At 45.9% G+C, this 23,870-nt stretch carries 21 protein-coding genes and 1 pseudogene; 14 read left to right on the top strand and 8 right to left on the bottom strand.

What is annotated here, in order from left to right:
* Positions 1-1,683, top strand: a 1,683-nt coding sequence (locus QUA56_RS29275; RefSeq protein ID WP_333365240.1) for an ATP-binding protein, incomplete at its 5' end; no start/stop codon positions are given.
* A gap of 320 nt (positions 1,684-2,003) precedes the next feature.
* Here the strand turns inward: QUA56_RS29275 and QUA56_RS29270 are convergent.
* The gene (locus QUA56_RS29270; protein ID WP_106331512.1) at positions 2,004-2,627 is read right to left on the bottom strand and encodes a hypothetical protein; all 624 of its coding nucleotides are present in this window, start codon (positions 2,625-2,627) and stop codon (positions 2,004-2,006) included.
* A gap of 676 nt (positions 2,628-3,303) precedes the next feature.
* Between QUA56_RS29270 and QUA56_RS29265 the strand changes: the two genes are divergently transcribed.
* On the top strand, positions 3,304-4,134 hold the full coding sequence (locus QUA56_RS29265; protein ID WP_333033761.1) for a ParA family protein: 831 nt from the start codon (positions 3,304-3,306) through the stop codon (positions 4,132-4,134).
* A 236-nt stretch (positions 4,135-4,370) separates the two neighbouring features.
* Positions 4,371-5,516 (top strand): ParB/RepB/Spo0J family partition protein, encoded by a 1,146-nt coding sequence (locus QUA56_RS29260; RefSeq protein WP_333365239.1) that lies wholly within the window; start codon positions 4,371-4,373, stop codon positions 5,514-5,516.
* 233 nt (positions 5,517-5,749) lie between these two features.
* Here the strand turns inward: QUA56_RS29260 and QUA56_RS29255 are convergent, their stop codons facing one another.
* Complete coding sequence (locus tag QUA56_RS29255; protein ID WP_333033763.1) at positions 5,750-5,932, bottom strand: hypothetical protein; 183 nt, start codon at positions 5,930-5,932, stop codon at positions 5,750-5,752.
* A gap of 20 nt (positions 5,933-5,952) precedes the next feature.
* Here QUA56_RS29255 and QUA56_RS29250 point away from each other — a divergent pair, with 20 nt between their 5' ends.
* Both QUA56_RS29250 and QUA56_RS29245 read left to right on the top strand, forming a co-directional pair.
* Positions 5,953-7,710: a helix-turn-helix transcriptional regulator gene (locus QUA56_RS29250; RefSeq protein WP_333033765.1), complete on the top strand. Its 1,758-nt coding sequence runs from the start codon at positions 5,953-5,955 to the stop codon at positions 7,708-7,710.
* A gap of 250 nt (positions 7,711-7,960) precedes the next feature.
* Complete coding sequence (locus QUA56_RS29245) at positions 7,961-8,110, top strand: hypothetical protein (RefSeq protein WP_333365238.1); 150 nt, start codon at positions 7,961-7,963, stop codon at positions 8,108-8,110.
* Between the two features lie 325 nt (positions 8,111-8,435).
* Here the strand turns inward: QUA56_RS29245 and QUA56_RS29240 are convergent, their stop codons facing one another.
* Positions 8,436-8,714 carry a hypothetical protein gene (locus tag QUA56_RS29240; protein ID WP_333108125.1) on the bottom strand — a complete coding sequence of 93 codons (279 nt, stop codon included), beginning with the start codon at positions 8,712-8,714 and terminating at the stop codon, positions 8,436-8,438.
* Positions 8,715-8,733: 19 nt separating this feature from the next.
* Between QUA56_RS29240 and QUA56_RS29235 the strand changes: the two genes are divergently transcribed.
* Entirely contained in the window at positions 8,734-10,557 is a 1,824-nt protein-coding gene (locus QUA56_RS29235; protein WP_333365237.1) for a hypothetical protein, read from the top strand.
* 116 nt (positions 10,558-10,673) lie between these two features.
* On the top strand, positions 10,674-12,029 hold the full coding sequence (dnaB, locus tag QUA56_RS29230) for a replicative DNA helicase (protein WP_333365236.1): 1,356 nt from the start codon (positions 10,674-10,676) through the stop codon (positions 12,027-12,029).
* A gap of 39 nt (positions 12,030-12,068) precedes the next feature.
* Here dnaB and QUA56_RS29225 read toward each other — a convergent pair whose 3' ends face one another.
* Positions 12,069-12,614, bottom strand: coding sequence for a tyrosine-type recombinase/integrase (locus QUA56_RS29225; RefSeq protein ID WP_193976340.1), 546 nt, complete (start codon positions 12,612-12,614; stop codon positions 12,069-12,071).
* Positions 12,615-12,688: 74 nt separating this feature from the next.
* A complete protein-coding gene (locus QUA56_RS29220) occupies positions 12,689-12,871 on the bottom strand; it encodes a hypothetical protein (protein WP_333205728.1) in 183 nt (60 codons plus the stop codon).
* A gap of 406 nt (positions 12,872-13,277) precedes the next feature.
* On the opposite strand from QUA56_RS29220, the gene QUA56_RS29215 reads away from it, so the two are divergent.
* A complete protein-coding gene (locus QUA56_RS29215) occupies positions 13,278-13,496 on the top strand; it encodes a hypothetical protein (RefSeq protein WP_332986362.1) in 219 nt (72 codons plus the stop codon).
* Complete coding sequence (locus tag QUA56_RS29210) at positions 13,469-13,747, top strand: helix-turn-helix domain-containing protein (RefSeq protein WP_333365235.1); 279 nt, start codon at positions 13,469-13,471, stop codon at positions 13,745-13,747. Before QUA56_RS29215 ends, QUA56_RS29210 begins: the two co-directional genes overlap by 28 nt.
* A 224-nt stretch (positions 13,748-13,971) precedes the next feature.
* On the opposite strand, the gene QUA56_RS29205 is transcribed toward QUA56_RS29210, so the two are convergent.
* Positions 13,972-14,502 carry a hypothetical protein gene (locus tag QUA56_RS29205; protein ID WP_333365234.1) on the bottom strand — a complete coding sequence of 177 codons (531 nt, stop codon included), beginning with the start codon at positions 14,500-14,502 and terminating at the stop codon, positions 13,972-13,974.
* Positions 14,503-14,849: 347 nt separating this feature from the next.
* On the opposite strand from QUA56_RS29205, the gene QUA56_RS29200 reads away from it, so the two are divergent.
* The 3 genes from QUA56_RS29200 to QUA56_RS29190 all read left to right on the top strand — a co-directional run bounded on the left by QUA56_RS29200 (position 14,850) and on the right by QUA56_RS29190 (position 17,121).
* Positions 14,850-15,068, top strand: coding sequence for a transposase (locus QUA56_RS29200; RefSeq protein WP_332946632.1), 219 nt, complete (start codon positions 14,850-14,852; stop codon positions 15,066-15,068).
* Positions 15,069-15,186: 118 nt separating this feature from the next.
* Complete coding sequence (locus tag QUA56_RS29195; protein WP_333365233.1) at positions 15,187-15,321, top strand: hypothetical protein; 135 nt, start codon at positions 15,187-15,189, stop codon at positions 15,319-15,321.
* 60 nt (positions 15,322-15,381) lie between these two features.
* Complete coding sequence (locus QUA56_RS29190; RefSeq protein ID WP_333365232.1) at positions 15,382-17,121, top strand: helix-turn-helix transcriptional regulator; 1,740 nt, start codon at positions 15,382-15,384, stop codon at positions 17,119-17,121.
* A 503-nt stretch (positions 17,122-17,624) separates the two neighbouring features.
* On the opposite strand, the gene QUA56_RS29185 is transcribed toward QUA56_RS29190, so the two are convergent.
* Positions 17,625-18,056, bottom strand: a complete 432-nt coding sequence (locus tag QUA56_RS29185) for a hypothetical protein (RefSeq protein WP_333365231.1) — start codon at positions 18,054-18,056, stop codon at positions 17,625-17,627.
* A 206-nt stretch (positions 18,057-18,262) separates the two neighbouring features.
* On the opposite strand from QUA56_RS29185, the gene QUA56_RS29180 reads away from it, so the two are divergent.
* Positions 18,263-21,160, top strand: a complete 2,898-nt coding sequence (locus QUA56_RS29180; protein ID WP_333365230.1) for a plasmid replication protein, CyRepA1 family — start codon at positions 18,263-18,265, stop codon at positions 21,158-21,160.
* Between the two features lie 99 nt (positions 21,161-21,259).
* Positions 21,260-21,973: pseudogene (locus QUA56_RS29175) on the top strand (IS1 family transposase).
* A 198-nt stretch (positions 21,974-22,171) separates the two neighbouring features.
* Here QUA56_RS29175 and QUA56_RS29170 read toward each other — a convergent pair.
* Complete coding sequence (locus tag QUA56_RS29170) at positions 22,172-23,803, bottom strand: GMC family oxidoreductase (protein ID WP_333365229.1); 1,632 nt, start codon at positions 23,801-23,803, stop codon at positions 22,172-22,174.
* Positions 23,804-23,870: the final 67 nt, after the last annotated feature.

Genomic DNA, 23,870 nt, shown 5'->3' with positions numbered 1-23,870 from the left:
CAGCGGCTGCTGCGGTTAATTTCGGCAACAGAGGCGATAGCTGGTGGCGACTTCGACTCAACAGTTTCAGGTAGCGGTGTTGCCGAACTCGAAGCCCTAGCCTGTGCTTTCGAGCGCATGAATGGCCAGTTAAAAGCATCTCGCCAGCGGTTAGAAGAATATTCTGGCGATTTAAAGTGGCAAGTTGCACAGAAAACAAAGGAACTAAAACAAGCTAAAATTGCAGCCGAAAGTGCCAATCGCGCTAAAAGTACCTTTCTGGCGAACATGAGCCACGAATTGAGAACGCCTCTCAATGCTATTATCGGCTTTGCCCACCTTCTTGTCCGCTCCAAACAAACTGCCCCGGAACAGCAGCCGAGTTTAAATATTATCAATCGCAACGGCGAGCATTTGTTGAAACTAATCAACGATATTTTGTCGCTGTCCAAAATTGAAGCAGGTCAAATCACCCTCGAAGAAACTGCTGTTGACTTGTACAGTTTGCTCGATGACTTAAAACTTTTATTTCAGCTCAAAACTCAGTCGTCGGGCTTGCAACTTGTTTTTGAACGCAGTTCTGATGTGCCGCAATACATCCGAACTGATGAAAGCAAGCTGCGTCAAGTTTTGATTAATTTGTTAGGTAATGCTGTTAAATTTACTGAGGCGGGTAGGGTGAAGCTGACTGTAAAATGCCTTCAGCCACTGGCAAAAAAACCGTTACCCAAATTCTTTCTCCAGTTCTCAGTGAAGGATACAGGTCCTGGTATTGCGCCTGACGAGCTTAGCAGTTTGTTCAAGCCGTTCGTGCAAACAGCAACTGGCAGGAAATCACAAACGGGAACGGGCTTGGGATTGCCCATCAGCCGCTCTTTCGTCAAGCTGATGGGTGGCGATATCAAGGTCAAAAGTTCTGTGGGGAAAGGAACGGTTTTCAGTTTTTACATTAAAGTGAGTCGTGCAACACAGAGCGAAGTCCGTGACATCCAGCCTCAAAAACAAGTGAATGGACTGGCACCCAACCAACAAAATTATCGCATTCTGGTAGCGGACGATGAGTCGGCAAATCGGTTGCTACTAACTCAGATATTGAAGTCAGCCGGCTTTCTTTTGTGGTTTGCGGATAACGGAACTGAGGCTGTTAAATTGTGGCAAAAGTACAAGCCGGATTTAATTTGGATGGATTTGAAAATGCCGCTTTTAGACGGCTTTCAAGCTGCTCGAAAAATTCGTTCTCTGCCTGACGGCTCCAATACAAAAATTATTGCTTTGAGCGCTAATGCGTTTGTTGAAACCAAGAAACTCGCTTTGTCGAATGGCTTCGATGACTTTGTTGCCAAACCGTTCCGAGAAACAGTAATTTTTGAGAAGATGGCGCTTCATTTGGGAGTTCGCTATATCTATGAAGAGGAGTCGTCTAGGAAGTCCGAACAGGATGAGCCTGTTATGCAACTGACTTCTGAGTCGCTATCTGTGTTGCCGAGGGAGTCGATTAAGAAGCTTTATAAAGCAGCCGCTTGTGGAGACGAGCAAGCGGTAAGGCTGTTGATTGAGCGAATCCCCCTGTCGCAGAAGCCTCTTGCTGTGGCTCTGACTAAATTAGTTGACAATATGAGCTTAGATATTATCAGCGATTTAACTCAGAAGTGCATTTCGGCAGATTGTACGAGCGCCAAATCCCAAGACAGTTCTCAAAGTTAACTGAGGTATTATCCGGTATTGTCCAGAGAATTTTTTATTTAATCCACCTCCCTGTTTAGAACCAGTACCTCAGATATCGATATATGAATTTCGGCAGTCCATTTCGGCCAGAGAGCATGAAGAAAACTGAAGCCAGTCAACCGTTCAACAGAGCGTCGCTTGTGCGATAAACGGAAAAGTTTTACGCTCGTGCTGGGAATACAATCAAAATCCCAACACTCGGAACATTCCGGCTGCACGAACCACTGGAATTTAGTGTGGTTTCCCAGACTTTTATTTTATCACGATCGGGAAGTCATAGACTGTAAAATTTCAGGAGTTCATAAACACGGAAGGGTTGGGCGAGTCAACTGAACAATTTGCATTAAAATACCTAGAATTAGTTGAATATTTTCAATAAAATGCTCTGTTGTTTCAATATAAACCGTACTTTTTTCGAGTTTCATAAACTTCCAAATACTGCCGGTTGTAACGGCACCATAAACACAAGAAATACTGTTGTTTTTTTGAAGATTAAACATCTGGGCTGCCAACATTTCAGCAATGCACTGGGCAATTCCAGATTTGATATTGTCATTCTTGGCTTCGACAAGTGTAAACACAGGGGCGTTTAAAGATAATTGTTCTGGTGAATGGCTAATCATAAAGTCACAGACACCGTTGAGTCCTTTGACTCGATCGATATTGAATTCCGTACCGGAAAAGAGGCTGATTTGACGATCGCAGCGCCTGCGGAGTTCAATCAATACCGGAGCGACAATCATCTCTGAGCGCGCTTTTTCCGTGTCGATTCCCAAGGCTAAGGGAATATTTTCTGCTAAGGTTTCCTTTAAAAGCTGACTGGGTTCGATCGGTTCTACAGCCGTAATAACTTCAGAGACTTCTCGAATTGTCAACCCGAGTTTATTTTTAATATCATCTAGGGAAAATTCGCTATAAGACATAGTTGCACCCTTTCACTCCGTCGTTCTAACTTTATACTTAGATTTAGATAAACACATTGACATTTACCTGAATTTTCTCAGTCAGTGCTTTAACCTAAGAGCGTTTTTTAGGAGTACACGCATCCTGCTCGCTTGCATTTCTATCTCGCGAAAGAGAACTCCGGCTCGCACTCCTGTTTTTACTAAATTGGGATGATCCTAACAGATACAACAATAATAACCTTTGTTCCGTTCTGTAATACTTACCCATGACTACCTAATTCTAGACTTAACTGGACATTAGAAGTTTTGGCGATTACTTCTTGTTTCTTCGTAGCTCTTCCCAAAAAGTTGGATCGCGCTCGCTTAGCTCAGATATTGATATATGAAGTTTGATTGCATTTAGGTAGATTGTACGATCGCCATCCCAAGATGGTTTTCAAAGTTAACTCGGCGGTTATAACGTAGCTCAGATATTGATATATGAAGTTCGGTTTCAATCGAGCGATCGAACGAACATCCTTTTAAACTGTCTTGTCTGGTACTAAACTTGACGAGATTCTGCTCGACCGACTAAATATTAACTTGCGGCTTCAACGGGGGGCCCAACGGTGGTTTACCGTGATATTCTCATATATCGATATCTGATGCCGACTCTCGATATATCATACTTAAATCATCTACTTAATTCAAAACCATGCAAATTCGACTAGCAGTCATCAGCAATGCTGGCGGCACTGGCAAAACTACACTTTCAGTTCACCTCGCCTACGAACTGGGGTTAAGGGGTTTGAAAGTAGCCATTATGGATCTCGACCCCCAAGGCTCCCTGACCCTTTTTTGCGGTCTAAATCCGCCAGAGCCAGAACACACACTGTCCGCCATAATGCGAGAAAGCTTCAATGGCTCTTGGCCTCTTACTCCTAGCTGGAGTTCCCACACCAATAATATAACCGTTTGTCAAGGCGGAATGACGCTGACGCAAACAGCAGACGAGTTAGTTCTGCACAAGCGTGGCGCTTATCTTCTGGGCGATTGCCTGAGTGACTATCCAATGGATCACGACCTAATTATCTTCGACTGCCCCGCTACCCTCGGCCCCTTGCCCTTGATGGCACTAACTGCTTGCACTCATATAATAGTGCCCGTACAGCTCGAACCAAAATCAATTCAAGGAGCAGCTCACCTGCTGGAGTGGTACTACCACCATTGCAAACAATTACGCCTCAAGCCGCAACCAGAAATCTTAGGGTTTGTACCCAACCAATACGATACGAAACGAGCCGTCCACCGACAACTTTTAGAGTCCTTGCCAGCCCAGCTAGAGCAGATGAATATCCGCGTTTTTCCACCTATTCGGGACAGTGCAGAATTTGTCAATGCCAGCGGTCAAGGGTTGCCATTACACCTTTATCGCCCGCTTCACCCAGCTTTAGGCGACTTCAAAGAGATTGTTAAGCACCTAGCTACTTTAATGGGAAATGGAGTTGCTCCGGCTATTGCCAAAAAAGGAAAAAAAAAGAAATAGTGTTTGATTCGCGATCGCAACTTGCTTTCGCACAAAAACGAGTTCTTCGTTTCTCTTACTGCGGCCTATCCCACCAATCTGCTTATTTCGCAACTTGGTTTCGCATAAAAACAAGTTCTTCGTTTCTCTTGCTGCGGCCTATCCCAGCAGTCTGCTTATTTCGCAACTTGCTTTCGCACAAAAACGAGTTCTTCGTTTCCCTGAATGCTATTTCCACACTTCATTCTCAAATCGCTATGGCCACCCGTAAAGCTCCAGACCTAGGAAATTATTTTTCATCTGCTAAGCAGTCAATGCACCTCTCTGAAGCTGAAACAGAGATTCAGCAACTCAAAGCAGAGATTGAAGAACTGCGAAAATCAGGATCGACCGAATTGGAAAATCCGCTGGCCGCCCTGCGAGAACAATTAGAGTCCGCAAGCGGTATCCTCTCCATTTCGCTAGATCGAATTGTGCCTAATCCTGAACAACCCAGACAGACATTTTTGCCGGAAAGTATCGAGTCCATGTCCCGTTCCCTCGCTAGTGACGGACAACTGCAACCCATTATCTTGATTCAACGGGGGGATTTGGTGATATTCGATGGAGAGCGGCGCTGGCGCAGCGCTAAAAATCTGGGCTGGGAAACTTTACAAGCTGTGATCGTTCCAGAACCCGCGGCTTTGCACCGCAAAGCACTGCTGACTTCCCTGCACCGGGAAGATCTCAATCCCCTCGATAAAGCAGAAGCTATTGTGCGGGAGTTGTCTGAAAATACGGGTTTGGAAGCTGCAACTATCCCCCGCATTCTCTCGACAGTGGTGCGACGCTTGAACGCGCAAAAACGGATGAACTTGGTTTCCGAGTTGGTGACGGTGGCACCTGACGAGCAGCAACAGGGTTTGGCCGCTTTGGGTTTGGATGAACAAGAGTTGGCCGTTTTGCGGACACTGTTGGATTTGCAGCTCAATCCCGCTTCTATCGATGCCAACATTTTCCCGATGCTGTCTTTGGCTGATGACCTTAAGACTGCTATCAGGCAATTAGGACTTAAAGGGGTTCATGCAATGGCTCTTTCTAAACTCTCTGCTAAAAATTTAGTCTTGCCAGAGGAAGAAGCGCTGCCGATTAGAGTTAAAACAACTAATCAAGTTATTGCCGATAAATTGTCAGTGACCCAAACTCGTAAATTGGTGCAAGAAATTATCAGTTCCACTCTGGATGATTTCCCAGGAGCAGCCCGCCCGTTCAAGCAGGTCAAGTTGGCAACCGGGAATTTGAAAAAGCTGTCACCGCAAGTGTTGGAGCAAGCTGAGGTTGAACAACTGGTGGAGTTGCAGGAGGTTTTGCGCCAAAAGCTGGCGGAAATTGAGGCGGTTTTGAAACAAAATGGTGGGGAATAATACCAATTTCATAAATTTCTGCTACAGAGGCAGTTCTAACTCCTCCCCTCGAACGGGGGAGTTGAGGGGGTAGATATTTAGCGATATTTTATGAATTTGGTATAACAACAAAGTTTCGATGGGGCTGTCTGCTGAAATCGATCGACTGTTTCTACCCATCGTTTTTATCGATCGCCTTCGATCTGATTAGCTGCCAGACAATCTATAATAAACGAATTGCATTGTGGAGGTAGTTATCCATGAGGCAATGCAAGCTTGTGAGTCAGTTTTTGAATTTTTTGATAAGTTGTTCTGTCTGACGGTAATTTCGATCGCAAAACAGCTTTTTGTTGGTTGTAGCAAGCACCGATCGCCTTGAGGAGTTTACCATTAATAGTCGGCGGGTTAAATCTTGCTTGATTCGATATATGTGGCAACCTGAAAACACATTGTCCTTATGAGAGACCGTGATCGCATCCAACAATACGCTCTCAAACTAGGTAGAGAAGGTAAACTCCTATCTTCAATATTAGTGAATATTGCTACCCGATTGCATCATGTTTTGAAAACAATTATATCTCAAAACAGTGGAATAAAACACTTACCGTATCGCGATTTAAAAATCACCCCACAATTATTAGGAACTATTGAAAAAACATTCGAGAAATACTTTATATCTGATTTTCTGGAAAAGAATGCAGAGTGGATACTGAATCAATTAGATATCTGCGAGCGAGGAGAAAACCTATCGGATATTCTGCCTGGAACGATCGCTTTTCACCCTGACGCATCCTTACCCAAATCCGAATCCCGGACAGAATCTCAGATAATTAGTGCGTGTGGATATCATGCTGCCGATGAATTACTACAACAAATAAATATACAAAATCTATCAGCAGCTCAGTTGGCAAAAATCTTAGAACTTGCACCCCTTCCAATTCCAGTAACCGAACCCCCATTATTCAAGAATAAATCTGTAGAAGCTGTTCCAACAGCAGCTCTGATGGCTTCCAGTCTCCGCGCGCAGATCCGACCTGATTTGTGGTATGAAGCTGCCAGCAGTATTGCTGTTTTTCAACATGAAGCAAAGGGTAACTCAAACAATTATATCGAGCATTACATTTCCAGCCCAGGTGACATTACCCTGCTGCCTTGGAACGAAGCCCAGCAAATCATTGATAAGTTTGGGTTTACCAGCGCAAAATTGCACATTATTTTTGCAGCTCACACCATGAAACAAGAGACTCCTTGGCACAGCAGCTTTACACTAAAAGCCAGCGATATTGTTAAGGAAATGGGATGGGATAAAAATCACAAAAAAACTCAAATAGAAAAACTGCTAGAGATTGCTAATACAGCATTTGCCCTTGATTGTTTGTTGGTCAAAGCTGTTTGGATTGAGGGAATGAACAAGAAAGGGCAAATTATAGCTAGTGCTCCTGTAGGGAGAATGTGGAATGTCTACATCAAACCCCAAGGTCAGTTAAATTTTGAAGGTAAGATAGACAACCCCCATGAAATCTACATCACAGTCCAACCCGGATTGTGGACTCAGGATTTTTTGAACCGAGCTGGAGCCAAGTCGAGAGAAGCGTTATATCAGTTTGGCTATCTTTCCCAGCAAGTGCTGAGAATCGATCCGTACCATAACGAATTTGCCTTAAGACTAGCAATTCATGTCACCATAGAAAGCCGATTTCACGCCAGTGGTGAATACCGAGTTTTAACGCTACTAAAAGCGATTTTACCATCTCCACAAATTGACTCAGCTCGCAGCGATAATCGCAAAGCCTACAAATTAAAGCAGAGCTGGGATAGTGCCTTAAAACTATTAATGAATCTGGAGTGGCAAATAGAATTTGACCCGGAAACTTATCCAGATAAACTTCAGCCTGAGAACAAGGAAAGAAACCCAAAAGGCTACCTGGAATGCTGGCTGGCGGCCAAAATTACCATCCTTCAGCCAGAACCCATCCCACTTTTAATCTCAAAGAAGACCCAACCCAAACAATTAAAGCGCGCTTCGGCAAAACCACTCTCGATAGCAGGTGCTTCCGTGCGAAAAGCCCGTGAAGGTAAGGGGTGGACTCAGAGAAAATTAGCTGGTTGGTTGGGGGTTTCACAGTCGCTGATTGCTCAGATAGAGCGCGGTCAGCGGACTGTCAGCCCGGAAATAGAGACTAAATTGCTCGCTCTATTGGATATCGCTGAGTGAAGTCGATCGCATTTGAGATTGGAGATTTTAGATCGATGGGGGTTTGAAACTTGTCGGCTGTTGAATTCAGTTTTGGTGCGCGGTACTCGTACCAAACTGACTCGTCGCCTCACAGGTCGCTGCTTCGGAAAACTTACCCAAAGCTGCTCATAGATTGGGTTACTGTTTTTTATCCTACGATCGTGACTTCAAGCAGATAAAAAACTTTGACCTTGGGCTGTGTCGATTTTAGCCACGTTGGAGAATTTTGATGTTACCCAGCAAAAGCCTTACTAATCAACAGCAAGCAAAAATTCTCTACGCCCGAGCAATAAAAAATTGGTTATTCAAGTTGTTATTCAATTTGAGCGATCGCAGCGACAGAGCCTGGGGCTGGCTGCGTATCTGGCGGGTGTCATGACTTTCTTAACGTAACCTCAGTCCAGACTTTACCGGGCTGTATCTTTACTGATTTGAGCTGGTTGTCCAGTTTTGTCCAGTATCTCGCGGATAGCTATGCAGGCAAACGCATTCAAATACTCCTATTTTCAGAATTAGCGAGATCCAGCGATCCTAAAGGGCTAGTTGCCGTAATCAAGCCGACAGCAGCCGTGTAATCACAAAAAAAAATTTAAAAATCAAGCTCAAACCCCGACAATGTAAGGGTTTGAGCTTGATTACAAAAACATCCACATCCCAGGACAATCTGATCCACATCCCAGGATAATCTCATCCACATCCCGGGATTATGATTTTTTGAAACTCTTGCTGTATCTGAGTTTCAGCTTTTGATTACAACTCTTATAAGTCTGATAAGACTGATCCGCCACCACATCCCGCGACGATCGACCTGGCAGGATGGAAAAAATAATCGCGCACTCGACGATCGATCGCCAATGCAGCGCGATGGAGCGCATCCCGCCTTCCTGCTGCAAGCGGGAGCGGATACCCCGCGACCAAATTGATAACAACCCCTCTCGCACGCTTCTAGCGACCACTACAGTCGCTAAAAGTAACACGCTCATTTTTACCCCGGAATAAAAAATGGTTGCAGATACAACTACCTGGCACAAACCGCCATTCGCCCGACACGCCGCAATTTATGAAGCCCTAGCCGACATACTAGAAGGAGCTACCCCCAGCGCCGTCAAACTCGCCCTCTACCTGTACAGAACCTGCATCGGCGGCAAACCAGAGGAAATCGACATCAACTGCATCCCCTTGGGCGAAAAACGAGCCACAAGAGTCCGCAACGGCAAACCCTACAGCCCCAACACCAGGCGGACAGCCCTGAAGCAGCTCGAAAAACTTGGTTTGGTCAAAATCCTTAAAAACTACGGGCGTGGCATTTTCCGCATAGCAGTGCAGCACCTGGGCGACGTTCGCCCCTTCACTCATACCCATTCAAAATTCCAAAAACTGAGCAATCCGTCAAAAAATCGACTGAACCAGCCAAAAATTGAGCAAACAGGGGGTTCAAACCCTGATGGTGCCGTACTCTTTACAGAGGATAAAAAAGAACAGCAAAGCACTGAAAATGTTGCTGCTGTTTTTTTAAATTTTTCTCAAGAGGAAGAAAATTTAACCTCACCAGATAAAAAACCACAGCTTGTAACTGGGCTCAAATCTAAAAGCACTGAATTAAATAAAAATTCAGAACAAGAACTAAAAACCCCTAGTGAAAATAAATGTTCCGCCCCAACCGCTGAATGTCTGAGAATTAATTCAGATAACAGTCAGGCAGTCGATGTGGCAATGCCTTGCACTTCAGAACAAATAGGTTTGACCTCTAAACCCCCGCAAAAACTGCTGACAGAACTCAACAGCCTCGACAATCCAACAATCTCTACCGCCAAATCACCAATAGCTACCAATAAAGCTGTTCCGTTAAGTCCTGAAACATCTTCACCTGTTACTCCCCAAGTTCCTGAAATTGTCGAAGCGGTTGCAATTGCCAACCCCGATGCGACTGAAACTGTCGAACCAATTGCAATTACTAATCCTGATGCGACTGAGATTATCGAAGCGGTTGCAATTGCCAACCCCAATGCGACTGAAACTGTCGAACCAATTGCAATTACTAATCCCGATGCAACTGAAACTGTCGAAGCGGTTGCAATTGCCAACCCCGATGCAACTGAAATTGTCGAAGTGGTTGCAATTTCTAATTCTGAAGTGGTTGCAATTTCTAATTCTGAAGTGGTTGCAATTTCCAATTCTGAAGCGGTTGTAATTTCCAATTCTGAAGCGGTTGTAATTTCCAGCCTTGATGTAACTGAAATTATCAAAGTGGTTGCAATTGTCAATTGCGAAACGACTGAAATTGCCAACCCTAATGCAATTCCTAACTCTGAAGCGATTGCAATTACCAACCCCGATGCGACTCAGATTGTCGAGATAGTTATGCAAGCCACAGGAGGGATGAATCCCGAATTGAGAGTTTGCGTCCTCCAGTACAACTTAGAAGAAATTCAAGCAGCCATAAACCTGCTGCAAATCAGAAGCCAAACAAAGCAAATATCTAACCCTTCAGGATGGATTGTTGACTGTTTGCGCGGTCGTTGGTGGGGAAAAACTAATGGTTTTCCAAACTCGAACCCAACAAATGTTGTTTCGTCTCCAGCTTCAGCAGGCTCTTCTCCAACTCCAAAAAATTCTCCTTCTGCACAGACAACAAGAATAACTGAGGATTATATTGACCCTCAGTATATGCCATTAACAACTCACCGAAAGTTATCCGAACAGTTCCAAGAACTAGGCGAAGAAGCTTTCGCAGCGCTAGGTATTCAGCAGCAAATTTACTTGCAGTGGATACAGCGATTTCCTCAGCAAGCAAAACAAATTGTGAACAAATTGTCTACTACTTAGCTATTTAGCTCTTCTGTGAAAACAGTGATCATCCAACCCATTTAGACAGCTTTTAATCTTTTAGACAACTTTTCGCACAGTTGAATTAGCAACAATATCAAAGGAGAATACCCGACATGGCAGTCAGTTTTGTTGACAAAATTATTCCGAGCAATATTGATGCAGAGGAAGCAATTTTAGGTGGAATTCTTATCGATCCAATAGCCATTAAAAGAATCGCAAATATTCTGCGTCCCGAAGCATTGGCAATTACAGTCCACCAACATATTTATCGGGCCGCTTTGGTGCTGCATTCTCTAGAACAGCCCACAGATTTGATGAACATCACCACCTTCCTCGACAACCACAACCTGCTGGAAGTAGTAGGAGGTCAAATCAAACTGGTAATGCTGGTAGACCGAACTGTTTCAGCCGTCAATATCGACCAGTATGCCTTGCTAGTCATGGACAAGTTTGTCCGGCGCGAACTCATCAAAGTTGGCAATGACATCGTGCAGCTTGGCTACGAGACTTCCACCGAATTGGATGCGATACTAAATAAAGCCGAGGAAAAGATTTTTGCCCTCAATAAGTACAGAGAAGAGCGACAAAAAGCTATTCGACCTCTCTCCGAATACTGCGGAGAGCTTTGGCGATATCTAGATGAAATTGAGGAAGAGCGCTTGGAGACTGCTAACTACTTTCCTGGAATCAGCACAGGGTTTTACGACCTCGACGACCTATTGGGAGGGGGATTCTACCGAGGCGAATTGATTGTCATAGGAGGTCGCCCCGGCAGCGGCAAAACAGCTTTGGCTTGTGCCCTTGGCTACAACATTGCTTCCCTTCCCACGAACGGTCGAGTTTTGATGTTTTCGATGGAAATGCCAGGTCGGGACTTGGCAGCGCGACTAATGGCACTTGAGAGTGGGGTGTCGGTGAAAGATATCAGGAAAGTTAACCTAGCTGGTAAGTACGAAGTCCTAGCTTCGGCTTTAGGGAAAGTTAGCGATGCTGATTTTTGGATAGACGAAAGTTTGGAACCGTCTCCCTTGGAGATTCGTTCCAGAGTTAGGGAGTTTGTTTGTGAGCGCGGCCCATTGGGTTTGGTAATTGTTGATTACTTGCAATTGATGGTGAATTCGGCGGATGAAAATGTTGTCAATAAAATTAGCGAAATTACGCGGCAGATGAAGATTTTGGCTCGCGAGGTTGACGCGCCGGTTGTGCTGCTTTCTCAGCTCAATCGGGGGGTAGAGACTCGCACGAACAAGCGTCCAAGTTTATCGGATTTGCGTGGCTCTGGTGGAATTGAACAGGATGCGGATGTTGTGCTTGGAGTTTACAGGGACGATTATTACAATCCTGATTCTCCCGATCGGGGAATGGCTGAAATTATTGGATTGAAAGGGCGCAATAGCGGAACGGGAACGGTTAAGTTGCTGTTTGATGCTGAATGCTGTCGGTTTCGGAATATCTATAAACTCCGGTAATATTGAAGGACAGACAGGAAAATATTGAACTCTGTCGCCTCACTTCAAGAGCCCGATCGCCTTGACAAGCTGTTCCGGCTGTACCTCCAAATAGCGCTGGAGACTCGACAAATTTTTGTGTCCCGAAATCTCCATAATCACCCGCAGCGGCACCCCCGCATTGCTCAAATTAGTCAGCGCCGTCCGCCGCATCGAATGTGTTGAAGCCCCCTTAATTCTTACCCGCTTGCAAGCTTCTTTAAAAATCACATCCGATGCGGCGCGAGTCAAAGGCTTCGTATTGTCTCGCCCCGGAAACAAAAAACCTACATCTGGATTGTAAGCCTTTAAATACTTAGCCAGCATAGGATGGAGCGGCAGCGTTCGCGTTGCTGATTTCCCCTTTGTCGTCGCTTTCCGCAACGTGACTGACCCCCCAACAATGTCGTGAGTTGTTAAAGCTAACGCCTCTGAAATGCGGCAGGCGCAGTAAAAAGTTACAGCAAACAAAAGCCTGTCCCTTGCTGTAATAAAACCCCGGTCAAACAGTCGGTCAATTTCTGCGGGCGTCAAAATCTTAGCGCGCCCATTCCCAAGAACCTTCACGGCGCAGCCCTCTTAGCGTAAATTCCTTCATTATTGGACGAAAGGGGGTTTACGTCAAGTAGGCTAACTGGCTTCTATTCTTTGATGGCCAACCAAATTCGGCTCAATCGCTTTCTGGGCAATCGGAGGCGCTTGTTGCAACTTACTTCCCGCTTATTGCTATTCAACTGACTCGAATTCTCGGGAAAGTTGATAATCGGCAAGGTAGCGATCGCGTCGATGATGTCTCCGAAGGTAACAGGTTCAAGGGCCACCATAACAGCACGATTAAATATAACTTGCGCTCGTAACAATTTAATTATACTATTTTTTGATTCAACTTGCAAGTTTTTTTGCTATTTTCGTTCCTCATTAATAAAAAGTTATGAATCTTTTGGAAAAGAGCTTCCCTCACTCATGCAAAAAAAATGCCCTTGCAGTCGGCGAGCAAAAGCATTGTTATAAGTTTCAGAGGGTAAACGAGCGGGCTGGTTAATTGGTTGGTGAGCGAAACTTTTCGATCGCCACTCTTAACGCCGAACGCGCACCTTTTGTTCAATAAATACAAGGCTAAGGCTCAATCCCTAAAGGCTAATCGACCAGTGTTATACCAATTTCCTAAAGTAGTGCTACAATTAGTAGAGGTCATTTTTGTAAGTTAGTACCCAAACAGAAGTCGGAAAAATGTCAGGAGTGGTTAAAATTGATATCCGGGAAACAGAAGAAGAACTGAAAGCTCTTCTGGGGAGAGAGAAAGACGCTCACCGCCACGAAAAACTGCTTCTTCTGTATTGGCTCAAAACCCAAACGGTAGAAACCGTATTGTCTGCTGCTGTGCGGCGCACGGGAAACATCGTACCACGGTACAAAAATGGTTGTCTAGTTATAGAAAAGGAGGAATAGAAAAATTATTATTCCAGAAACCTCGTTCGGGAAGACCAAAAATAATGAATCCTGAAACTATAGAGAAGTTATCAAAGGAATTGCAAGACCCAGAAGGATTCAGTAGCTACAAAGAAGTACATCAATGGTTGACAAGCTGCTGTGAAGTAAAAGTGGCATATCGGACAGTACACCAGTGGACAAGATATCGGCTAAAAGGGAAATTAAAAGTCCCGCGTCCCGTGAGTGAAAAACAGAAAAGTTGCGAGTAGTAGAAGAATTTTAAAAAAACTGTCATCTCTAATCAAAAGCAGTCGCTCGTCAGAGTGAGAGCTTTTTAAAGCCGTGGAAAAAAGTGCGATATGGGAGTGAAGATGAAAGTCGGATGGGGTTACATACAATTCAGAGAAGAAAGTTAACTCATCGCGGAATCAAACCGCAAGGAAAAGTACAATGGGATTTTATTTATATGTGGCTGTACGGAGCAGTAGAGCCGCTAACAGGAGAAGGATTTTTTTACGAGTTTACTCATCTGGACTAGGGAATTTAACGGCTGACGATTGACATAATCAATCAAGACTTCATTTTCTTGAAAATATCCAGCATAAAAGCTGTCATGAAGCCGAACAGCTTTATAATCAAGCCAGTGACACCCCTCCCCTTTTGGTCCTCTAATCCGAACTTTCCCTCCGTCTACGCTGGTTTCTTTAATGGGAAATTCGGCTCTTGGTTCAACCAATTGTTGGTTTTCTACCAATCTATGTAAAGTGGTATGACCTATCTTAACTCCCGTCTGTACTTCAATTTCTTGGGACGCCTTGGAATATGATAAGTTGGCTACTTGTCGCAGGCAGCATTTTTCAAAAAATGGAGCTAATTGAGTCGATTTTTTGAGGTTTAATTGTTCCGCTTGTTTGTCAGTTATTGTTAACTCACCCACACAGCTTTTTACGGTGCGGGGACGTCCTTTTTCTGTTCCCGTTGTTTCTTTGATAAAAAAAAGCGACTTGGGGTCCCACCATTTCAAGCCATTGTTTTCTAAGGTGTCTTTCTATGCTTTCTTTCGCTATCTAATGCCTCGGGGGGAGTGTTTTTATATAAAGTTTTGGCAATTTCAGCAGTATAGGCTTCTAAACGTTCTTGTTCGTCCGGTGTCATGTTGGATTCCTAAAAATTATTCCTTGACTATTGTAACTCTTGAGCCATTCTATTATTCGCCGAATATAAAATAACTCATTGACCCTAAAACCGATTTTTCGGCAAAGTTCTAGTAGGGAGGTTGAAAAATTTTACAAAAATATCATACTTCTGCATATTTGCAAAACCGGGATGCTCCCTTTCATAACTCTTTAAATCTCAGTATACCGTCTTAGTGTGCTTTTACTGTTTCAGCCTGCCTACAGTCCGGAAGTCAACCCAATAGAAAGACTCTGGGGATATATAAAAGAACAATTGAAATGGTTGAGGTTTGAACAAATAGAAGAGTTAAGAGCGGCGGTGCAAAAAGAGTTAAAAAAGTTGACTAATGAATTCATTGCTTCTTTGACGGGATGGCAATTTATTTTAGACGCCATATTTGTAGCAGGACTTTAGGAAAATAGTATTAGTTTCGGGCATAAATTAACAGCGATAGAGCAGGAAATTATTACTGGACAATGTTAAAATAATAGCGTTATGGTAAACTGTAGTAACGAGCGAATAGGGACAGTATATGGGAGAGCTTTCGATCGTGAAGTTAGTGGAAAAACACATTATTTCTCGCCACCACTGGAACGCAAATGCTTTGGGGATACAGGGCGTGGTAGTACAGAAAGTTCGGGTTACTCCTTACAAAACCGTTCGATAAAGCAAGTGAGATATTTGTCTATCAAACCTGTAACTATTATTGGCATGAAGAGGCTAGGCTATGGAGTTATCTACTACCACCACCACCACCACGATAGATGGCAACCGCATTCAAGAGTACGCCAAGAAGCTACGCCAGAGTAATTTTTTAGAAACTTTGGCCTTGAATGTAGCAATGGGGATTCATGCCGAAATTACTAAAAGGGATGAAACATTAGAAGGCTTTAGTCATAAGTGTGTTGATGAACTCGAAAAATTTCTCAAAGAGCAGATAGTTGATGATGCTTTCTACTTGACAAAAGCAGAGGAAATATTAAATCATCTGACCCTCTGGCTTCAGGCAGGTAGAACCGAGGAAAATTTATGGAAAAACGTGGCACTTGATTCAGCTTTAATTTTTCTAGAGCCACTCGATTTATCCAATCGGACACTAGATGAGTTAACCGCTATGCTGGGGCTGGCTTCAAAAACAGTTCCCGCAACCGAACCCCAGGTATTTATCAGCACCACAATCACTCAAATACTCACCTCAGCCCCTCCTAGAACGGCTTGCAAGTCCTTATTACGAATTTGGGATTGGCAAGAAGATGCCCATAAAAATGTGTTTTTTCGAGATAATTACAACACGGGTTTTGTTAAGTTAGCCTTAAAGGATAAAGACCCAGTTACTAAAGAATATTTTTACTTTACAGGCAAGGCCGCCTGGGGAATTATTGAGGAATTTGGCAATTTGGGGAAAGATACTGCCAAACTCCACTGTTTACTATCTGCCTATGTTTTTCAACAAGCTGTGCCTTGGAGAACTGAAATTAAGCTAGCTGGAACTGGGAAAAATGGTGGCACTAACCTCATAGACTTAATGGGTTGGGGTGAGCGTAAAGATATGACCACTTCCCAGAAGTTACTCAGGATAGAGCAATGCCTGAAGCTTCTGAGAAGGCTGGACGCTACCATTAAATGGAATATCGGGAAGCTAGGATGCGATATGAATTCCCTCATTTGGGACGTTGCTGTGGAGCGCTACGGGCAGCGTAACATTTTCACAGATGAAATTGATGAACCAACAGAAATAGTAGCCTTCATTCGGGCGGGTAGATGGGCTGAGTTTTTCTTTAATAAACCTGGCAAGAATGCCAGACCTCCAGTTGCCTTATATGAATTTGGTTGGATTTCAGAAGCGACGCTCAAAATGAACCCGTATCATGATGAGCTAGCATTCTTAATTGCCATCAATATAACAACAGAAAGCGCCATTCATACAAATGGGAAATACACGGTTAAGACCGTGCTAGAGATGGTGATGCCGAAAAATGAGATTGAATTAGCCCGTAAGGATCATCGCTACGCTGGTAAGCTGAAGCAACGTTGGGATAAAGCCTTAATGCAGCTAGCTGAGTTAGATTGGCAGATTATATATGACTCTGAAACCTACCCAGAATGGTTGCCTCCTGGAAGTACAACAGGTAAACCCAAAGATTGCAAAAAAAGAATTATTGATTTACTGCTAGAAGCTGGCGTCACCATCAAGCCTCCCGGTAAAATTCCTGCCTTGATAGCTGCTAAAAAATCAGCATCTTTGCCCCGGAAACGGAAATCAGCATTTGCTGCCCCGTTAGAGTGGGAACCGATACAGAAGGCTTGTGAAGCAAAGGATTGGACGAAGCAAAGAGTCATCGCCGAAAAGCTGGGCATATCTCAGCAGCTAGTCTCACAGCTTCAGCGCGGCAAGCCAATTAGCCCCAAAACCGCCGCCCACCTCAAAAAAATCTTGCCTAAAGTGCTACCAGAATTGTCAATCTAGCTTCCCGTCCCCTTGACCCCAACTCCAGCCCCAAGCTTAGTAAGGCTGGAGTTTTGCGTAGTAAGGCAAAAATGACCTCAAAATCACCTTCAAACTTTTACCAGGCAAGGCTTATGACTTTACTACTGACACACCCGGATCTAGTGACAAAAACACCCGGATCTGGTGACAAAAACTCCCGGATCTGGTGACAACTCAATTTTGAAACTCTTGACTAGCAAGCATTTCAGAACCTTACTACGCGCGGATTAACGATTAATTAATTATCTTTGATCGGCGTGCAAGCAGCGATTTTCAGAACATGAGACAAAGGGATGTTCCCCACTCAAGGAATAGCCCGGTGAAGATTTATCGAGATAGCACAGGCATTGACCTTCAAAATCAGTCCTCACAGAGACTCATAGTCCACTTAACCCCATCTGACCCGTTCATGAGGCGCTCTGGCGGTAGCCAGATTCGGGTGCAACTTGGAGTGCCTTTCGCATTGCTACTAGGCCAGAAGGTCAACACAGCCAACATGGGGGTGCGTTATGGTCTTGTCTAAGTCCGCCCTCACTGAATGGCAAGAAAGCGGCGTAGACTCCGCCATCTTCACCCTCAACGTGCAAACTCTTAGTGGCGACGCCCCCTACGCCTACCTCCTCTACGAAATTAACGCCGCCTCCGGCAGAGTCCACCCCGACGCACAATGGCGGTGGGCCAGAAAACACTACAGCCACATTGAGCACGGTGGTTGGTGGTGTTCGGGCCTTGACCCCCTCAACAACTGGCAGCCCATGTATTGGGGCTGCTTCAAACCCTATCAGCCCCGCAACAGCTTCGACCCAAACGGTAAAACCAAGCCCGTCAAATACGAACACCCCCCCAAAACCCCCACCAGAGCCTTCTTCCTGCAAGTCCCAGACCACATCTGGGCAAAAGTTGCAGAACGCCACGGCGTCCCCATCGACCTAGAGGATTTGGGAGAGGGGGGGAGGGGGAGCAGGGGAGCTCTTGAGCAGGGAGGCAGAGGGGGAGAGGGGCAACACGGGCTAGGGGCAGCACGGGCTAGGGGCAGAGGGGAGATGGAGGACGAAAATCTCCCCCTCTCCCCCTCTCCCCGGCTCCCTCTCCCCCAAACCCGCCTCAATTCTGGCAATGGGTGTGGGACAACAACATCCCCGTCACCATCGTCGAAGGCGTAAAAAAAGCCGCCTGCCTGCTCACAATGGGCTACGCGGCCGTTGCCCTCCCCGGCGTCACGATGGGCGTCAGAACCAAGAACGCGCTAGGGGAGAAGTGCAACCCCTATCTCATCCCCGAACTCCAACACTTCGCCACCCCAGGGCGGGAAATCTACATCGGCTTCGATCGCGACAGCAAGCACTCTACCGTCCTCAACGTCAACCGCGAGATTGACAAACTCGGCCGCCTGTTCACCACCGCCAAATGCTCCGTCAGCGTCATCACTCTGCCGGGACCGGAGAAAGGCATCGACGATTTCGTGGTAGCCAGAGGCGAGGATGCGCTCATTGCCCTCAAAAACGCAGCACGAGGCTTCCAATTTTGGCAGGATAGGGAATCATGGCTTTTAACCTATCCCGCGTCTTTAACGCTAAATTCTCGCTATCTGGGAGAACTCCCCTATCCAGAGGCCGGCTTAGCCTGCATCAAATCCCCCAAAGGCACCGGCAAAACCCGCTCCCTCGCCCACCTGGTTTCCCACGCCCTCAACACGGGCGAACGCCGCGTGCTAGTCATCACCCACAGGATTCAGCTCGGCCGCGCCATCTGCGCCGGGTTGGGAATCAACTACATCGACGAAACCAAGAACTCGCCGGAAGGCAAATTATTCGGGTACGGCTTGTGTGTAGACAGCCTCCACCCCCACTCAATGGCCCGTTTCAACCCCGAAAACTGGTCTGGGGCGATCGTCCTCATTGATGAGTGCGAACAAGTCATCTGGCACGCCTTGAACTCCAGCACCTGCCGCGAAAACCGCGTCGCCATCTTGCAAACCCTGCAAGAACTCATTCGCACCGTCTTAACCACCGGCGGCTTAATCGTTGCCCAGGATGCTGACTTATCTGATTGCGCGATCGACTACTTGAAGGCGCTTGCTGGCATCCCTCTCGAACCTTGGATTGCCGTCAACGAATGGAAACCTAAAAAAGAGCGGGACGCGATCTTGTACGCCACTCAAAGTCCCGCACCACTATTCGCTCAAATGGAGCAAATTCTGTCGCGAGAAGTCACCGGCTGCGACCTTGAAAGTCGCGCCCTCTGCTGCCCGCTCGATCGAGATAAGCCTCACATTATGGTTGCTGAAGACTCCCAAAAAGTCAAAGGAAAATGGTCGTGTCGCAACCTAGAAACACAACTGCAAAAACGATTTCCAGACAAGCGCATTCTCAGGATTGATAGCGAGTCAGTAGCCGAACCCAACCACCCCGCTTGTGGCTGCGTTGAGAATCTTAATGCCACCATTCAAAACTACGACATCATCATCGCTAGCCCCACCATTGGCACAGGAGTTAGCATCGACATTCGCGGTTATTTTGCAGCGGTATTCGGCATTTTCAAAGGAGCAATTGCCGTCAACGATGCCCTGCAAAGTCTCGCTCGCGTCAGGGATGAAAATGTTCCAATCTTTGTCTGGACTGCGCCCTTTGGCATTGGCAAAATTGGCAACGGCAACGCTTCTTATCGAGCTCTCCTCGCTTCCCAGCAGAAGGTTATCAAAGCCAACATCCGCTTGCTGCAAGGAGTTGACTTCGACATCGACGCGGCCCACGACCCGGTTCACCTGAGAACTTGGGCAAAAATGGCTGCTAGAATTAATGCCGGAATGTGGCATTACAGGGAGGCGATTAGGTACAGCCTAAAAGCTGAAGGGTTTCAGGTAAAACTGTGCCGAGAAAATCAGCTAGAACAACTCCTTTTAGAGGGATTAGCGCAGCAAATAGCAGCCAGCGCGGTTAAAAACTGGAAGCTATTGCAGCAGGTTGCCCAGAAGGTTGATGCTGGGTTAAATGAATTAAATCTCCGAAATGTTGGAGCTGCTCTGGCTAAGAAAGAGGCTGAGTCAATTCAGCGAGAGAACAGCAGGGTAGAAGCAGATGCTGTTGCTGATGCTCCTGATATTACTCTGTCTGAGTATCTGGAGTTGAAGGACAAGCGCTCCAAGACTCGGGGCGAACTCAATCAAGAGCGCAAGTACCAACTGCAAGAGACTTATGGGGTGTCGGTGACGCCCGAGCTGAAATTGAAGGACGACGACGGCTGGCTGCCTCAAATTCGCCTGCATTACTATTTGACCCATGACCCAGAGTTTGTCAGGAAACGAGATAAAAATCACTTGGCGGGGCATCAAGAAAGGGGTCAAGGGAAGGTTTGCCCGCAAGATTTGCGCTTCCTGAAAGCTTCTGTGGAAGCTCTCAAGAAGTTGGGACTGATGGAGTTCTTTGACTCAGACAGGGAGTATCGAGGGACTGACCCGGAGGTGATAGCCTTTGCTCAAAGGGTCAAGCAGTATTCTGCGGACGTGAAGGATTTTCTGGGTATCAGCGTCCACCCTAATGCCCAGCCAATGGAGGTGGTTCAGTACGTTTTGAAGGGGAAGCTGGGCTTTACCCTGCGACTGGTTCGCCAAGAAAGGTCGGAGGAACGAGATGCTTTGGGCAAGTCTAAGCGCATTCGAGTTTACCAGTTCCATTTCCCCAACGACGGCAGGTCGGCGATTTTTGCAGCTTGGCAGCAGCGGGATGAGAAGACTATCTCTTTGGCAGAAGCTGCGGCTCCTTGTTTGGAAGCGATTCCTGGCGACACAGGGTCGGATAAGAATATAAATATATCGGAGGCTGTGCCACCAGCAGAGGAAGCTGCGATCGCAGGACACTCATTGAAAGTGGGCGCGCTAGTGCGGTTTGCTGGTGAGGTTCAAAAATATGTGGTTAAAGCTGTCTCAGGCGCTCGAGTGATGGTGAAATCGTTGCTTTCGGGTGCGATCGTCCACACTTATGCTTACCGCTTGGAACTGGCGGATGGAGGAGCTTGGTGAAAACGCTGCCAAAAAATGCGATTGGCGTTGCTGAGTCAAGGTATGATAAATAGAGAGAGAGAGAAATGAATCAAAGTAACTAACCGCAAGTTAAAATCTATGGAATGTATTGAATGTAAGTCAACTCACGTCAATAAAAATGGGCATAAAAAAGGCAAACAGAACTATATTTGTGTCGATTGTGGTCGGCAATTCCTAGACTGCTATCAAACCCATCAAGGTTATGCTCCAGAAATCAAACAGGAATGCCTCAAAATGTATGTCAATGGTATGGGATTTCGAGCCATAGAGAGAGTCAAAGGTGTTCATCATACAACAATTATTAATTGGGTTAAGCAGGTGGGAGCATTACTGCCAACGGCTTACGACCCAGAAATAATTCCCTCTTGTAGGAGAACTAGATGAATTAGAAACATTTGTGGGCTTAAAAAAAAAGTTTGGCGATCGAGGGCAGTAGACCACTTTAGGACAGGTATTTTGGGGTGGGTACTAGGAGACTGTGCGTGCCAAAACATTTGAGCCTTTATGGGAGGCGCGTTAGTCAATGGCAATGCTATTTTTATGTCACCGATGGCCCGAAAGTTTATCCAATGTTTATTCCCGCAGGAGACTAAATTATTTGTAAAATTTACATGACCCGAGTTGAAGGTAAAAACACAAGATTAAGACATCCGGATAGCTCGACTGCACAGAAAAACTCTGTGTTATTCTAAATTAGACAACAAGTTGCTGAGATATTCTATTAAGTTACTAATTCATTATCTGAAATTCGATGATGTGCCGATTCCCTATTTAAGTAATTATTCATTTTAAGCAGTATTCAATCCCCTCTATTTATACGTCATACCTCTATTCAGCAACGCCAGCGCAGCCGCATTTGGGAGCCACCGTCAATCTATTTTGGATTTGAGATTTGGGATTTTGGATTGAAGAATCAAATCCGTTGGCATCGGAATTATTCATCTCTCTCTTTTCTTCCTCTGCGCCTGCGTAGCGGCCTCTGCGTTTAAGTCATTCCGAAACAACCGTAAACGATATCAAACGTTCTGCAATGGCATCGCCAACGCGCAAAGCATTCGCCATAATCGTCAGTGTCGGGTTGACTCCAGAATTGGAGGGGAAAAAGCTACCATCAACGACATAAAGGTTATCAACATCGTGGGTGCGGCAGTTGAGGTCTAATACTGAGGTTTTGGGGTCGCTACCAAAGCGGCAGGTGCCACATTGATGGCCCACAGCTTGCAAAGGAATGTTATTGCGGGGATAGAGGCTAAACGGGATGACGTGCATGGCATTTCGCTCGATCGACTTTAGCACCGATGTCCAGCGATGAACCAGGCGATCGGCAGCTTCAGTATTATTCAGGGTGTAATCCAGGTGTAACTTGTCACCGACAACACGCACGCGATTGTTAGGGTCGGGCAAATCCTCGGTTTGCAACCACCACCCCACGGATCGTTCAGCCATCAGGTGGAGTTCAAAGCCTGGAATCAATTTCACGTAGGGTGCTAAAAGTGGGGGCGCTTCCGCCGGAATCATATCTGGTAGCACATTTCCGCTATTTTGCACCATGCCCATAGGGTAGGGAAAATCCGGTTCGCCCCAGTAGAAGTCGTTAACGGCGATCGTCTTTTGAAAGTTGGCTTGGTTGGGTTCAGTATGAATTGATAATAGTGCGATCGCGTGATGTTTCATAAAATTGCGTCCCACCCGATCTGAACTGTTCGCCAGTCCATTGGGATGCTTCTCATTAGCCGATCGCAGCAGCAAGCCAGCGGAATTAATAGCCCCACAAGCCACTACGACAATATCAGCAGAAAACTGATACAACTCGCCGTTGACATCAGTTTCAACGGCAGTCACTTCTCGCCCAGACGCGCTAGTGTGCAGCTTGAGGACTTTGGCATTCGTCATCAGCGTTACGTTAGAGTACGCCTCGCGAGTGGGACGAATGGCATTAACTTCGGCATCGGCTTTTGCACCCACCAGACAGGGATAGCCGTCAAAAGTATCGCAGCGAATGCAGGGACTTTTAGTGCGATCGCTCTCGTTGAGCTTCAGTCCCAATGGTAGATGAAACGGGTAGTAGCCCAGCTTGTGAATGCCATCGGCGATCGTCTGCATATCCAGCTCATGACTCACCGCAGCATAGGGATAGGGCTCACTGCAAGGCGGTTCCGTGGGGTCTTTGCCTCGCTCTCCATGAACATCGTACAGCTTTTCTGCCTGAGTGTAATAAGGCTCAAAGTCTTGATACTTGAGTTCCCACTCTGGGGAAATACCGCCCTTGTGGATTACCTGCTCAAAATCTCGCTCTCGCAGTCGTAGCAACGCTGCCCCATACAGTTTAGTATTTCCACCCACCCAGTAGCCCGTCTGCGGACGAAACGCCTTACCGTCTTTGTCGTACCAGTGTTCGTCAGTGTGATAGCGTTCCTTTTGGTAAACTTCTTTTGCGTTCCAATTGTCTTTTTCACGAGGCAGAAAATCACCTCGCTCTAGCACTAAAATCTTTTTACCTGTGGGTGCCAAGCGGTGAGCTAGTGTGCCTCCACCTGCTCCTGTCCCGATGATGATGACATCGTAGTGAGTTGTTGTCGTTTTCATGGCAATTTTTTCCATTGCTGCGATCGCTGAAGTCATATCAATTCCGGTTACACCGTCAGGTGATTGTTGACTGTTGAGTGTTTCGACATTTGAACAATTTTGA

The sequence above is a fragment of the Microcoleus sp. N3A4 genome (assembly GCF_036701805.1).
GTDB lineage: Bacteria > Cyanobacteriota > Cyanobacteriia > Cyanobacteriales > Microcoleaceae > Microcoleus.
This window is presented reverse-complemented; position numbering and strand designations above follow the sequence as displayed.